This is a genomic window from Pedobacter sp. 01N310 (genome assembly GCF_056399805.1).
Genome location: NZ_JBFTSB010000013.1, coordinates 36,258 through 51,440 on the forward strand (window position 1 = coordinate 36,258; position 15,183 = coordinate 51,440).

Here is a 15,183-nt window from a genome sequence, read left to right on the forward strand (position 1 = left end):
TGATTTATTCTTTTTCTTGTAAACCTTTAATGTAATGGATGCTTTCTTCGTCTTCCGGATCAAGCGACATCGAATTGGTAGTCTGTTTTCCCTGAACCCATGCAAATACCAATGGCAAGATAATGAGTACGGCGAATGTTGAAGCCAGTAAGCCACCAATAACGGCTCTGCCTAATGGAGAAACCGCTCCACCACCTTCACCATGACCGATGGCCATTGGCAACATACCCGCAATCATCGCAATACTCGTCATGATAATTGGGCGCAAACGTAATGCTGCGGCTTCGCGTGCCGATTCGAGTGCATTCCCATTGTGCTTTCTTAGTTGCTCAGCATTGGTGATGAGCAATACCGCATTGGCGATAGATACCCCGACCGACATGATAATCCCCATATAAGATTGCAGGTTTAAGGTTGATCCGGTAATGGTTAATAACAATAGTGAACCTAAAATAACTGCTGGTACAGTGGCTAAGATAACCAATGGAACTTTAAAAGACTGGAAATTGGCTGCCAGCATCAGGAAAATTACCACAATGGCCACAAATAAGCCAGATTGTAAGCTGTCTAAAGTATCAGTTAACACTTTACTTAAACCGATGGCGGTAACATTTAACCCCCTTGGCAGTTCGCCAACGTCTTTGATGGCTTTTTCTACATCTTTTGATGCTGCACCCAGATCCATATGGTAAAGGTTCGCCGTTACCGATAGGAAAGGCATAGCACCAATGTTATCGTTTTCGCCAGCCGTGGTATCAGCAGTAATTTTTGCCACATCGCTCAAAACTGGTCGTGCCGAATTTTTCAATAACGGAATTTCTCCAATATCATCTTTACTGGTCATTTGGTTAAGTGGTACCTGAACCTGAACACTATAAGGCAAAGCCGCTTTTTCATCTAACCAGATATTTTTGTCCGTATAACGTGATGATGAAGTTGAGGCAATTAATGATCTCGAAATATCGGCCATATCCACCCCGATCTGTGCTGCACGGGTCCTGTCGATATCGATATTTAATGATGGATATTTAATGGGCTGTGCTAGCTGAACATCGCGCATGTAAGGGATTTCCTTCAGTTCTGCGAGGATTTTATTGGCATACTTTTCATTCAGCTTTTTGTTTTTGCCTGCAATACGTACTTCAACAGGGGTAGGAGAGCCCTGGCTCAATACCTTATCCGTTAGCTCTATCGGCTCGAAAGAAAGTTTAACATCAGGCAGAACTTTTTTGATTTTCTCCCTGAACTGATCTTTAAAATCATCCATATCTTCCTCAAAGTCTTTTAAACTTACCTGGAAAACAGCTTCGTGCGGACCTGCCATAAACTGATAGATCGGGTTTACCGAAAACTGGGCAGGGTGTTGACCAACATAAACAGAAGAAATGCCCATATGCTCTTCTCCGACCATTTTTTTCAGCTCAGCCAAAACCATATTTGCTTTTTCTTCGGTACGTTCTAAACGTGTTCCATCAGGTGCACGTAAACGCAATTGAAACTGACTTGAGTTAACTCTCGGCAAAACATCGCGACCAATGTTAGCCAATAATAACGCAGCTAAACCGATAATTACCACTAAATAAACCAAAACGACAGATTTTCGGTAAGGCAGTATCCGATCAAGGAAACGCATAAAACGGTTCCGGAACCGATCAAAGAAACCAATTTTGCCATTGCCACTAAAATCTTCACGCTCAACCAGTACTCTTTTTTGGCTCAAGGTATCTTTTTCCGATTCGAGTGTAATGCCAGTTGCGGCAAAATCAGCCTCGTCCTGAGTAATGCCCGGGTGATGTTCACTGCCTTTTTTTGGGTGTGCAACCATTAGCCAGTTGGCCATAATGGGTACGAAAGTTTGTGATAACAGGAATGAAACCACCATCGAAAAGCCGATTGCCAATGCCAAGGGTAAGAATAATGCTCCTGGAATCCCTGTCATGGTAAAGGCAGGTGCAAATACGGCAAGGATACAAAACAGGATTAACAGTTTCGGGAAGGCGATTTCCTTACAGGCATCCCAAATGGCCAGGGCCTTGGGTTTGCCCATATCAAAATGCTGGTGGATGTTTTCTATTGTTACCGTCGATTCATCTACCAGAATACCAATGGCTAAAGCCAATCCGCTCAGGGTCATGATGTTGATCGTTTGTCCGAATAACTTCAGGAACAAAACACCCGCAATAATAGAGGTTGGAATGGTGAGGATTACAATCAATGCTGCACGTTTATCGCCCAGGAAAAGTAAAACCATCAAACCTGTTAATATCGCACCGATTGCGCCCTCACTGATCAGACTTTTTACAGCGTTGATTACATAAACAGACTGGTCGAACTCGTAAGAAAGTTTAACATCTTCCGGTAAGGTATTTTGGATGTTCGGTAGGTTTTTCTTTAAGTTTTTAACCACATCCCAGGTAGAGGCATCCCCAGATTTAGCGATACTTAAGTATACCGAGCGCTTGCCGTTGATTAAGGCATAACCTGCAACTAAATCGGCCCCATCTTTAACCGTTGCTACATCGCGGAGCTGCAAATTTTGCACGCTGCCTTTAAATAAGGGAATGTTCTCAAAATCTTTAACCTTTTTAATGGTATAATTGGTTGGTGTGATATAGTTTTTATCACCTATCCTCACATTTCCTGAAGGTGCGGTTTGGTTATTTAGCCTGATGGCTTCTACTACTTGATCTACCGTTAGGTTATGTGAACGTAAAAGTGACGGATTTACATTGATTTCTATCGTTCTCGGACTACCTCCAAAAGGAGCAGGAGAAAGCAAACCTGGTATAGCTGAAAAACTAGGGCGCACATAAGTATTGGCCAGATCCTGTAATTCATTGTTGGTGCGGATAGGGCTGCTTAATACCAATTGTCCAACAGGAAGTGATGAAGCATCAAAACGGATCACGAACGGTGGTTGCGAACCTGGCGGGAAAATAGCTTGCGCCCTAGTAGATAGCGCACTTAGTTCTGCCGCCGCCTGGGCCATGTTGGTACCCTCGTAATAGGTTAGCTTCATTAACATTAAACCCTGTGTGTTTTTGGTTTCGATGCTTTTAATACCGTTTGCAAAAAGCAGGATATTAACGTACTGTTTACCAAAATAAGCCTCCATTTGGTCGGGTGTGTAACCACCAAAGGGGTGCGCAATATAAATCACCGGAAGGTTCATCTGCGGAAGAATATCAACCTTGATCTGATTGATAGCCCCAATACCGAAAAAGAACAATCCAGCTACTAAAACTAAGATGGATATGGGCTTGCGGAGTGCGAAACGTATTAAATTCATTTATATAGCCAGATTAAAATTCGTTGATAAATATGTCGTAATTGCCGAGTGCTGCCGATTTTAGCAATAAGGCCTGCCAAACATTGGTAAAGGCAATATCCCGATCGGTTTCGGCACGGTTTAAGGTAAACAGGGCCTGTGTAAGATCCACCAAAGTGGTGAGCCCGTTTTTGTAGAGCGTATTTTTCTGCAGATAAGCATCAGATGCTGCTTTTACCTGAATAGGTGCTTCTCTGTAATTGGCCAAAGCGTTGGTTAGTTTAGTTTCTGCAAGTGCCAATTGTGCTTTTAGTTGCTGATCAACCAGATTATATTCTTCCTTCAAACCCTGGCTAATGTATTCCTGTGCACGTACCTGCGGGCGGTTTTTAAGTAAGGTTGACAGGTTCCAGGTCATTCCTATGCCAATCAAATAGTTTCCACGGGTAGGGTTTATGCCATCAGCATAACTGGTAGAATAAGCAGCCTGATCTAAGGCATAACCTGGACTAAAACCCGAACCACGGCCCTGCATTACACCGAATAAGCTAAACGTAGGGTAGTATAATTTTTTGAAATAATTAACCTGTTGCTGGCTAACATCAACACGGTTCTGGTAAAACTTTAATAGTGGATGTGAGCTTTTGATCACTGTATCTTCTAGCAGGTTGCCGGGAATACGCGTAATTGAAGCAGTATCTAATTCGTATGATGTTGCGGTTAATCCCATTACCACGCCCAAACGGTTGGCCTGTTCCTGCTCTAAATCTTTAGCTTTTGTTAGTGCAATTTTGGCATTAGAAACTTCTGCTTTTGCGAAAGAAGAATCTACTCCCGCAATTAATCCGTTTTTAGCCCTGATGATGGCCGTATTTTTAAAGGTAATAGCGCGATCGAGATTTTTCTGTTGCGATTTGCTTAACCTTTGCGCAGCCAGCAGATTTAAATAGGCAGCAGAAACACGGATTTCCTGCTGGAATTTTTCCTGTTCCAGATCATTTTTGTCTCTTTGGTAAGTGGCATCGGCAATTTTAATGCGTTCTCTGATTTTTCCGAAAGTGAAGAAATCCCAGTTTACATTGGCCAGATAGAGCCCCCCAAATGCAGCATTCCAGTTTTGTTTGTCTAGAGCAGGACCAGATGAGGCCGTTCCCAAACCACCAAGACCATATTGAGGCCCATTTTGGCCGTTAATGGTACCATAATCCTGTTGGGCACTTAAACTGAAGTTCGGTAAATACTCCCTTTTGGCCTGTTGGATAGATGATTTTGATGCATTGGCATAATTATCTTTAGCCTTAATGGTGCCATAATTGCTTAATGCAGTGTTAACAGCTTGCTTAAGGCTAAGTGTTTGTGCATTTATGCCGATGGATAAACTGATAAAGAATAATAACGAAAAATAAAATAAAGATATACGAGACATAGTGTATAATTTACACGGCAAATGTAAATGATGATCGTTATATCAAAGTATTCGGTTCAAATCAAAAATTATGCGAATCAAATAATAATCGAATTGTTACTTAAGGCGTAAAAAGGGACAGTTTCTGTTGCTAAAAACCTGAGTTCGATTATTAAATTGTAAAAATAACTATCAGACAAGGTTTATTCCTAACCTCATCGTCATGCTGACTTGTCTTACAAGTAGAATAGTGTTTTCAATTGTCTTGTAGCTACTACGTGGTCAGCATCTTTTTTGGCAGGAAAGACCCTGAAATAAATTCAGGGTGACGACCGACTTAACCCAAAACTGAGTTTAGATAATCAAATCAGTATTTAATTATCGAACTCAGGTTAAAAATAACAAGAGGTCTGTACCATAAAAATGAATATTAGTGACAGAGGATTTTTAGTGCTATATGGCGAAGAGGAATCGTCATTGCGAGGAGGCCTTTTCAGCCGACAAAGCAATCTTACAACTATCGATAGTAGCGAGCGCTTTAAGATTATTCATTTTTGCAGTTGCTTTTTAAGGCATTCATGAGCTCACTTTGTTCGGTTATCTTCGTACCTCGCAATGACGAATTTTCTATTGGAATCTGCAATGATAGCCTGTCTAGACCTGTTATCTCGCAAGACGTTATTAGCAAGGTGTTTATGATTGCTCTGTATAACTTTTAAAATTATCCAGAATGGCCTGCCAGCCACCACGTTGCATTTCGATCGGATTGGTAGATTCGGCATCGAAAGTTTCGGTTATCCTGGTTTGTTCACTCAGTGCATCAAAAACAATGCTTACCGTTCTGCCATCTTCCATGGTATATTCGATTTTTTTATGCTGGTCAACTGTGGTATATGTTCCGCCGAAATCAAAACTCATGCTGCCATCTTTTGCCGCCATAGTGCTTTTAAATTTACCGCCAACTTTTAAATCGTTTTCTGAATAAGGGGTATGCCAATCTGGTGAGGCAAAGGCCCACTTAGTAATGTGATCTGAATTATTCCAAAATTCCCAAACTTTTTCTACGGGTGCATTTACTGTCGTTTCTACGGTGATTGATGTTTTATTTTCCATGTTTTAAGGTGTTTAATTTTTTAATAAAGTTATAGGAACTTTAACAACTCAGAAAGAGCAAATGCGACAAAATAGGGGGTGATATGCCACTATTATTTAGTTAAGTTTTACAATTAGAGAAATGGTTAACTACAGATAAAAAAAATGCACACAGGTAATTAATTTAAAATACCTGTGTGCATCTCCAAACGACCAACTAAGCCTAAATGACTAAAAATTATCGAATATTTTATTCTTTAATCGAGTTGAATGCTAGTGCAGGTCCGTATAAATAAAGGTTATCGTGTCTTTGGATACTAAGCCGCTCATATTTCCGCCTGTGTAAACTGCCTTATAACTCGATCCTTTTTTCAGGTCGTAGGCTTTAAGTAAATCGGCATTTGCAACCAGGCTATCACCTGGGTTTACCTTCGAATAACTCGATGCAGGAGGTGGCATTACTCTTTTGGCCATTGCGCCTTTGTACTGTGCTTCTTCTCCTTTTTCGTTCGTAATGCTTAAATAGCTGCTCATTAAAGGTTCGAAAGGTGTATGCCAGATACAGAAACTTTTTACACTATCGGTATTGTTGTACACTACAAACCTTAGCAATAGTGGGTCGCCGGTAGCTACATTGCCATTTATTTTCATTTTAACCTCAAGCGAATCGGTTTTATTAGCAGTAGTTTGAGGCATGCTTTCGCTTTTACTATTTGTGGTGTTTCTGGTGGCCTCACTGCAGGCAGAAAACAATACTAAAAGTGCAGGGATAATTATTTTAATGTTTTTCATGGAAGGGTTTTTTATATAAGCAAATGAATATTGATATTGTTTGATTAGCATCAAGCTAAAACGATTAAGTATCAAATATATAATTAATTTATACAGCTGTATGGCAAATCCAGACTAATAAAAGACGATTAATTTGAATTGACTAAAAAGTAAGCAATTCGACAGGCATAACCTGTTGATTTTGAGTTGTGCTGATCGCTGATCCGTACACTTAATTTATGCGTTCCGTTAGTGAGTTGATCGCTGAGTAGCAGGTACCATGGCAAATGCAAGCTTGAACTCCATTGGGTGTAAAGATCGATCATTTTTTCTTCTCCGTCATCTATGCGGTAATGGAGTGCACCCGCATCCGGGCCTGATAAAATAGCAATCCCCACGGTGTTTCCTTTAAAAATCAGATCAAAAGTACTGTTCCTGGTATTGCTTTCGAGCACTGGGATATTAACAAAACCTGGTCTTCCTTCCAGCCCGTCAGTTGGCTTCCAGTTTTTATTGATGCTAAAAGTATTTAAGTTTTCGGCGCTATTAATGCTAAGGTATTGTCCTTTGGTATAAGCAAATTTATCAATGATTTTAGGAAGACCTGCCGAAGCTTTCTCGTTGGCATTTTTCTGATTTTCTTCCAGATAAGTTTTAATGGTATTGAAATAAAGTTGTTGACCAAACGGTGATGGGTGCAGGTTTTTAAAATCAGCTGCCCAGGTAAATTCGCCATTGGCAATACGTTTATCAACTTCTAAAGCGAGATTAATAAATGGCAAGTGATAATATTCAGCCAAGTCGCTGTGTACTTTTACTTCAGTTGGGATTTTACCTTTATTAAAATCATCATTTTTATCTTCATCGGCAAAAGCCATCATTACGATATCCGTTTTCGGGTTCTTGCTTAAAGTATGTCTGATAATGCCTTCTAAAGCACGGCGCTGTGTTTGTTCAGCGGTTTTGTTGGCATGGTCGTTAACAGCCGATTCTAGAAACAAGAGATCAATTTTTCCACTGTCGAGTACATCGCGCTGAAGGCGGAACGCGTGTGGTAGACTACCCAATGATGGAATACCTGCGTTAATGAACCTGAATTTTGTTTGCGGATAAGTTTTGGCTAAATAATTACTTACCAATCCACGCCAGCCTTCCATATTGGTAATCGACCCGCCTAAAAAAGCCACGGTTACCGCTTCGTTTTTTCCAAATTTTTCTGCTATAGTATGGCTATAACCGTTAAAAGTGATGAACGACGATGATTGTAACTTGTTTTGCGCAAAGCTTTTGGAAAATAGTGCCGTAAAGAGTAATGTCAGGCAAAGAAAAGAGGTTAGTTTCATGTTGATTAGAAGAAATCAAAAGTAATAAAATTTACAATTGATGTGTGTTTCCAGCAATAATTTACTTGCATGATGGGTAACCAAAATTTACTTGCATGATGGGTAACCAAGCGATTGTCAGCCTAAGGGGTAATTTATGGTATGAAAATCCATATAAATTACAAGAGAATTTAAAAGAGGTGAGTCGATTAGAAGTATCGTCATTTCGATCCCGAAGATTCGGGAAGAAATCTTTAAATTCGATTTTCAATAACATAGTTTAAAGATCTCTCCTCCGAAGGAGTTCCTTTGGAACACTCCGCGGTGCTTCGGTCGAGATGACGATATTTCTATTGGAATCTGTTAATGATAATGGAGTCGAAGGGTAATTTAAAGATATTACTGGTTCAATATTGGGAGAGCAATACCAGTACAATATATCTGGGTTTCCTCCCGCTTTCCGTTTTATCCCGATGAATTATCGGGATGTTCACTCCAATCGGGTCTAGGTGGCCTGTTAGGTGGTACTATTTTTGGCTGGGCGCTTACCTGCACAAGCCCTTGTTTATAAACCCGGTAGCAGCGGGCATCCCGATTTTTACTAAACGCTCATTTTCAGAAAAAACCATATAAAATTTAATAGGAGAGCAATACCAGTACAATATATCTGGGTTTCCTCCCGCTTTCCGTTTTATCCCGATGAATTATCGGGATGTTCACTCCAATCGGGTCTAGGTGGCTCGTTAGGTGGTACTGTTTTTGGCTGGGTGCTTACCTGCACAAGCCTTTGTTAATAAACCCGGTAGTAGCGGCAGCCCCCGATTCTTTACCGATGAATCGGCACTAATTAGCATTGGGGCTACAGCGAATAACGGGGCTGCTGTTCCCGAAGAGTTGCTGAACGATCGTTTTCAAAAAAAGAATATCGATGTTTAGTTTGTCGCAAGTTTTTTCTTCCTTCTAAACCTTTTCACCTGCCCCATGTGTTCAGTCGGGATATTATCGCCCAGCAATTTCCCCCAGGGTTTAAGTCCATCAATCCGATCAAAAATGATTTTCAGTACCGCAATAAATGGAATGGAAAGGAACATTCCGGGGATGCCCCAAAGTGCAGCACCCATTAATACAATTACGATAGAAATAAGTGCGTTGATCTGCACCTTGCTCGAAACAATGCGCGGTACAAGGATATTGTTGTCGATAAACTGAATGAGTGCATAGGCACCTATAATTAATAATTGAGTGGTAAAACCATCCATGGTTAAAGTTGCCATTAACACTGGTAAGGCTATGGCAATAATACCGCCGATATAGGGTAGCAGATTCAGTATTGCCCCTATAACACCAATTAAAATGGCATTTTGTACACCGAGGATCAGCAGGGCAGCAGAGTTCATTACCGCAACAATTGAAGTTTCGATCAATAAACCGATAATATAACTTTGTATTGCTGCTTTCGTTTCACCTAAAATCTCGGCAACTTTTTGTTTGTTCTCCTCCGAAAATACTTCATAAATAAAATTAAGGATCAATGTTTTGTACAGCAAGATCAGAAAAGTATAAACGGGGATTAAAAAAACGACACTGAGCACGCCCATTAAGCCACTCAAGGTTTGGCCAATTAAAGCTTTACTTCCATTTGCAGCATCGTTAACCATTTGCATCTGTTTTTGCGAGGAGATTCCAAAGGTAGTTTGCAGCCAGGTTCTGATTTCTTCTAACAGTTGCGATAATTTGTGTTTAATGCTTTCCAGATCGTCGAAAAAGTGGGCAACCTGCGAGGATAGAAAATAGAGTATGGCAATTACGACAACAATACCGATAATCATAGCGAGCATAATGCTTACTATTTTAGGCATTTTTCTTTCAAAACGATTGGTAAGTGGGTTAAGCAATATCGCAATTAGCGCAGCGAAAGCAAGTGGCACAAGAATATCTCTCAGCACGCTCATTATAAATACTGTAATTACTAATCCTAAAAGAATTACAGGAGCTTTGATGTAAAATGGGTAGGTTTTAAGCATTTTTAGATGGGTTCACCGTTCAACAACCAAAAGGTAATAAAATTGTTTTAAAGTTTTTTAGCTGTTTAAGGAATAGATGAGCAGGACATCATTATTTTTTGGTATCAATTCACAGAAATAGCAAACAATATCCAGTTAATTTATAAATTTAGCACCATATTATAATAATAATTAAAAACTCCCCATGAAAAATAGCTTTTTAATAGCCATCTGTTTGTTTTTGTTTAGCCACATTTTAAGCGCTGCGGAAGTAGATACCGCTTTAACCTTTAGCAAATCGATGAACAAAAATATTAAAGCAGTGGTAATTAAACCCGATAGCTATAAAACAGGAAAAACCTTCCCTGTGGTTTACCTGCTCCATGGTGCCGGTGGTAACTATGCCGAATGGGCCAAAAAAGTGCCAGGAATTAAAAATCTGGCCGATCAATACCAGTTTATTATTGTGTGCCCTGATGGTAATGTAACCAGTTGGTATTTCGATAGTCCGGTAGATCCTGAATGGAAATATGAAACCTATGTAGCTAAAGAGTTGGTAAGCTATATTGATGAACATTATAAAACCATAGCCGAAAAAAAGGGTAGGGCCATTACCGGTTTGAGCATGGGCGGCCATGGTGCACTATACCTGGCCATTAAACACCAGGATGTTTATGGTGCCGTAGGCAGTATGAGTGGTGGTGTAGATATTAAACCTTTTCCAAATGGGTGGAATATCTCGAAAAGATTGGGAACACAGGATGAATTTCCAGAACGTTGGAAACAGAACAGTGTGATTGATATGATTTATCGCATTAAGCCAGGATCACTTGCTATTGCCATTGAATGTGGTACTGAAGACTTTTTCTATAAAATGAATGTACGTTTGCATGATGAACTCCTGTATAACAACATTCCTCATGATTTTACTGCCAGACCTGGTGTACACAACTGGGATTATTGGGCCAATGCGATTAAATTTCAGAGCGTTTTCTTAAGCAATTATTTTAACTCAAAACCTTAATATAGTTTAGGCGGCAAGCTGCACACCTACTTTATTAATGAGATTGTCTATATCAAATGGTTTAGCGATGAAATCGTTAGGATAACAGATAATGCCTCCTATATCATTTAAATTATGACTGGCCGAAATCATAATTACTGGAATGTGCAAGGTTAACTGGTCTGCTTTGAGTAGATTACAAAGATCTCGCCCATCCAGGCCCCCAAGCATCACATCCAACAAAATTAAATCGGGTTTAAATTCGCTAATCCGCTGGTTAAAATGACTTGCATCCATTAATCCACTTACCTGATAGCCTTCCAGTCTTAAAATCAATTCTATAACCTCCAGTATTTCCTGACTATCATCAACCACTAATATTTTTTTCATCTTCTCGTTCTCCTTCAGGTTATTGTTATTGCATTAACATATTGTAAATAAATAACTTGTGATTGATTAACAAGGGCAGGGCTAAAAGGTTTCGATCTATTTTGACGAAAGCACAACGTTTAGTTTTAAGCGTGCCGGTAGTCCAATCGAGAAAAATAATGAGCAGACTAGTAATCATGCAGATTGCGATAAAATTAAAATGATGTAGCGATAGTAATGTAGTTTGCATTAAAATTAATACATCATTTTAAGTAAAAAATTAACTTTTAGATTACATACAAGCTAAAGACTTACCATATTTTTGACCGTTCTCGAAATCTTATTTATAAAACAGGAAACGAAGATTTAAAACCAAAAATGAAATACTTAGTCAAAGAAATCAGTGACGGAAACTGCGATATTACATTATTGCCAGAGAACCTGAATGATAGAAATCTTTTAGCCGAAACAACGAAAAACCTTCAGCACGATTATCAAGAAGCTATCCAATCGCATTATGAGCATGCGTTGAAAAATGAAGTTCATGGCAATGCGGCATTTGTTTCCTTAAACAACGAGGAAAGCAATTATCCAAAAAGAGTAAATGTAAATTACCAGATTATCCTAAGTTAAGCGGATATTCTTCTGGCAAAGGCTTTCTTTATGGCAAAGAAAGCCTTTTTTATTTTAGGATTCTTTTGTTCCAAATGCAGTAAAATAAAAATGATGTTGATTCATTGCGCTTTTCTCAACATGGGCCATAAATGGCGGATACTGTTATTAATCCGAATTGCTGCAAATGGTGATAAAAATGTTTGCTGTGCCATATCAGCCATTCTTTATAGGTCATTGGTCCAAATGCGCCATGTATTTCGGTTTTTCCAGGTTCAGCGAAATACCGGTCAAAATCACGAAGTTCTGTCATTAACTGTTTAGTGGCACTAACCAGATCTGGATACAGTAACTTTTGCTGAGGTGTTCCGAATACTACATTCCTTGGTATTTCTACAGCGGTGTAGATATTGATTTGTCTGGCGTTGTTTGCTTCTTCTTCTGAAACTTCACAGAAAGGTTTCTTTTTGCCATTGGTATATTCAACCTGGCTTATCAAGTGTTCAACCATTTGTTGTGCGGTCATTTTTCCCCAAATAGCAAATGTGCTTGGTTGAAGTTTTAGCAACAGGCTTTCTAAATATTTACGGTTCTTTGGTGCTATTAGCTCGGTTAGCGGGTTCATTTTATATGGGGTGCAGGTTTACAGGTAAGCTGCTGTACAAATATATGCTATAGCTTAGCCGCGGAGTGGGGTGATCCAAGACAATTATAAGGCGATATTTGCCAATTGTATATTATCACAATAATAATTGAAATAGATTCTTGATCCTCTTTTTTCCAGATTCCTCATTTGAGCGATGAGATAAATAACTTGTTAAACAACAACCCTTTCATTTCTGAAAGCTTTTTGTTCGATTTTTTGTGTGTACAGTGAACGAGAAATTATTAGAACACCTTTCTGGCTTCTTGGAGTTATTAGAAAGGATTTTGGAGAAAGTTAATCTAGAAAATAGCGAGGAAGATCATGCCAGATCTGGAGTTGCAAAAATCTTTTGAGTGTTTGATGGCGAAGGGATGAGAGATTTTTACAACACCTAGGCAAATCAGTCGGTTTTGGAATAAATAATTTGATAAAATATTTAAAATTAGGTATTTATCAAATTATTTACTACGTTAGTTCTATAAAGTTCAATCTTAAAATAAATCAATTAACCACTCAAAAATAATTTTATGAAAATCAAAGTTCACACTCTATCAGTTATAGCGTTGGCGCTATTTTTTTTAACATCTTGTAAACAAACAAAAAAAATTGAGCTTGACGAAAATAGCAAAAATAAATTTAAAATATTTGATATTAACAAATTGCCAAGTGAAGCATCACTAGTTGAGGAAGGAGCTGCTGGAGGAAAGAATCCTCTTGTTATAGAAGCCTTACCAAAATACTATACTAAAAGAAAAATATTTCAAGGCTTAGCCGGTTTAAGTTATGACCTTGTTTACATCCCTGGGAATATAGTGAAATTTGACGAAACTGACTCTTCGTATACAATTGTGACGCTTGATCCTGTATTGCTAGATTCATTAGCTCCAAGTATTAAATCGCTGGATAATGCGATAGTTTATAGCAGCAAAATTAATAATACGGCAAACTTTAATGCAACGGCCTTAATTGGCTCAGCATCCGTAGGTGCAAAGGAAATTATGGAAATTGTTATACAAGATGTAACAACTTCTATAGTGCCAAAAAATTATGTAGATAAGGATGCCATAAAAGCACTTATTAGTACGCTTCCTGCAGCAGACCTTAAAAAATATTTTTTTGTGAAAACTGCAACTCTTACACTAATTAATAATAAAAGATTTGTTGAGGCAGATTTAACGGCAAAAGTAAATGCAAGTTTTGTAACAGCAGATGGAAGAGCTTATTCTAGCAACAATAAGTTTTCACAAGATAGAGTAGTTAGTATCGATTTAATCTCACTTAAAGATGCCTTACTGTAAGATTTCGGTTTTATTAATGTTTGGGTTTTCTTTAATTCCTTTCTTGTCAATTGCCCAAGAGGTTTACCCAACTGGAGAAAAGGAAACAAGTGCTCTAGAAATTAAAGAGGGCAGCCCAGTAATTTACAATAAAAGCCAAAAGCCGTTAGAAAATAGTATTGATTTAGAATATATGATGCCAGTTGCAGGTTACCAAGGGAAAAACAAACAATCTTGCTGGGCATTTGCAACGACTTATGCTTTAAGAAGTGTGTTGGATAAGCATAAATCTTTAATTGACGGTAATAAAAATACTGACTTTAAAAAAGTGTATAGCCCAGAATATGTTTATCAATATTATAACCAAGGTAATGAGGGCTGCGATTTTACGGCACGATCGATAACAATGCTTGGTAAGATTTTACAAGATGGAGGAGTAAAATACTTAGATTTAAAGTATAGTCCTACTGTTTGTACAATGAAGTTGGATCCAATTCTTAAAATTAAAGCGAGTAAAGCAGCAATGCCAAACTATGAAGTTGTTGAAGTTAATGACATCTATACAATTAAAAAGGTGCTTAACGACAATATCCCTTTAGTGCTAAGTGTAAAGATTGATAAGTATTTTCAAACTTCTGGAAATATTACTAAGTCAAATCCTTTTTGGAAAACAGCAGCTGCATCTAATTTTAGCCATGCAATGGTTATTGTTGGGTATAGGGAGGATATTAAAGCATTCAAAGTATTGAATTCTTGGGGAGTTGGTTGGGGAGATAGAGGATATGTTTGGATATCTTATTCTATTCTTGAAGGAGGTGCAATGAACTATGCTTGTTATGTTAGAAAAAAAATAGTCAATTTTTTACCAATTAAAGAAGGTAGTTTAGAAGATGAGGTAGATAGATTAAAATCTGACAGTTCAAATAACTACATTTCTAGCTGGGCTAAAAAAGGATATTTTCGTCGTTTTAACAACTATAAAATTATAGTTTCTAAAGTAAGTAATTCAAAAGATTATGCTGTAATCAATATCAGGGATGATAAAGATGTCTTAAAATATAATTTCTTTATTCAAGAGGATTCTTCTAAGGAGTTTTATATTGATGACAGAAAGTATCGATTTACGTTGGATGCCATTGATAATGCTGGTTATAATTTTATAAAAAAAGCTGCCTATTTTACTATGGAGGGATTATGATTGCATATTTCACTAATAGTGAACCCCTCCATTTCAGTGCAAAGTGGCCGCCAAATGGATTGCCGAGTAAATACAATATTGTTCCTTTCCCTCTGAACAAATACCAACAACTCCTCCCAACTGCTTTCTAGATTCAGCTATTTACGAAATAACCCGTCCAGGAACTCAAAATAGCCCAAAACAGACCCTCTGGATACTGCAAGTTACGCGAGATCCC

The 15,183-nt window shown here is 38.4% G+C and carries 12 protein-coding genes; 4 read left to right on the top strand and 8 right to left on the bottom strand.

Going from position 1 to position 15,183, the window contains the following annotated elements:
- Positions 1-4: 4 nt before the first annotated feature.
- From AC1DNH_RS20105 to AC1DNH_RS20130, 6 genes are all read right to left on the bottom strand, one after another.
- On the bottom strand, positions 5-3,289 hold the full coding sequence (locus AC1DNH_RS20105; RefSeq protein WP_477579907.1) for an efflux RND transporter permease subunit: 3,285 nt from the start codon (positions 3,287-3,289) through the stop codon (positions 5-7).
- 13 nt (positions 3,290-3,302) lie between these two features.
- Positions 3,303-4,694: a TolC family protein gene (locus tag AC1DNH_RS20110; protein ID WP_477579905.1), complete on the bottom strand. Its 1,392-nt coding sequence runs from the start codon at positions 4,692-4,694 to the stop codon at positions 3,303-3,305.
- A gap of 672 nt (positions 4,695-5,366) precedes the next feature.
- Positions 5,367-5,786 carry an SRPBCC family protein gene (locus AC1DNH_RS20115; protein WP_477579903.1) on the bottom strand — a complete coding sequence of 140 codons (420 nt, stop codon included), beginning with the start codon at positions 5,784-5,786 and terminating at the stop codon, positions 5,367-5,369.
- A 252-nt stretch (positions 5,787-6,038) separates the two neighbouring features.
- Positions 6,039-6,557 carry a protease gene (locus AC1DNH_RS20120; RefSeq protein WP_477579901.1) on the bottom strand — a complete coding sequence of 173 codons (519 nt, stop codon included), beginning with the start codon at positions 6,555-6,557 and terminating at the stop codon, positions 6,039-6,041.
- Positions 6,558-6,685: 128 nt separating this feature from the next.
- Positions 6,686-7,879, bottom strand: coding sequence for an SGNH/GDSL hydrolase family protein (locus AC1DNH_RS20125; protein WP_477579899.1), 1,194 nt, complete (start codon positions 7,877-7,879; stop codon positions 6,686-6,688).
- Between the two features lie 911 nt (positions 7,880-8,790).
- Positions 8,791-9,882, bottom strand: a complete 1,092-nt coding sequence (locus AC1DNH_RS20130; protein ID WP_131029731.1) for an AI-2E family transporter — start codon at positions 9,880-9,882, stop codon at positions 8,791-8,793.
- Between the two features lie 184 nt (positions 9,883-10,066).
- Between AC1DNH_RS20130 and AC1DNH_RS20135 the strand changes: the two genes are divergently transcribed.
- Entirely contained in the window at positions 10,067-10,885 is an 819-nt protein-coding gene (locus AC1DNH_RS20135; RefSeq protein ID WP_477579897.1) for an alpha/beta hydrolase, read from the top strand.
- Positions 10,886-10,891: 6 nt separating this feature from the next.
- On the opposite strand, the gene AC1DNH_RS20140 is transcribed toward AC1DNH_RS20135, so the two are convergent.
- Positions 10,892-11,254, bottom strand: a complete 363-nt coding sequence (locus tag AC1DNH_RS20140; RefSeq protein ID WP_477579895.1) for a response regulator — start codon at positions 11,252-11,254, stop codon at positions 10,892-10,894.
- Between the two features lie 357 nt (positions 11,255-11,611).
- Here AC1DNH_RS20140 and AC1DNH_RS20145 point away from each other — a divergent pair, with 357 nt between their 5' ends.
- On the top strand, positions 11,612-11,866 hold the full coding sequence (locus AC1DNH_RS20145) for a hypothetical protein (RefSeq protein ID WP_029279491.1): 255 nt from the start codon (positions 11,612-11,614) through the stop codon (positions 11,864-11,866).
- Positions 11,867-11,981: 115 nt separating this feature from the next.
- Here AC1DNH_RS20145 and AC1DNH_RS20150 read toward each other — a convergent pair whose 3' ends face one another.
- Positions 11,982-12,470 (bottom strand): DUF1569 domain-containing protein, encoded by a 489-nt coding sequence (locus AC1DNH_RS20150; protein ID WP_477579893.1) that lies wholly within the window; start codon positions 12,468-12,470, stop codon positions 11,982-11,984.
- A gap of 548 nt (positions 12,471-13,018) precedes the next feature.
- Between AC1DNH_RS20150 and AC1DNH_RS20155 the strand changes: the two genes are divergently transcribed.
- Together AC1DNH_RS20155 and AC1DNH_RS20160 are read left to right on the top strand one after the other, a co-directional pair.
- A complete protein-coding gene (locus AC1DNH_RS20155) occupies positions 13,019-13,789 on the top strand; it encodes a hypothetical protein (RefSeq protein ID WP_477579891.1) in 771 nt (256 codons plus the stop codon).
- Positions 13,776-14,966, top strand: a complete 1,191-nt coding sequence (locus AC1DNH_RS20160) for a C1 family peptidase (protein WP_477608761.1) — start codon at positions 13,776-13,778, stop codon at positions 14,964-14,966. Before AC1DNH_RS20155 ends, AC1DNH_RS20160 begins: the two co-directional genes overlap by 14 nt.
- Positions 14,967-15,183: the final 217 nt, after the last annotated feature.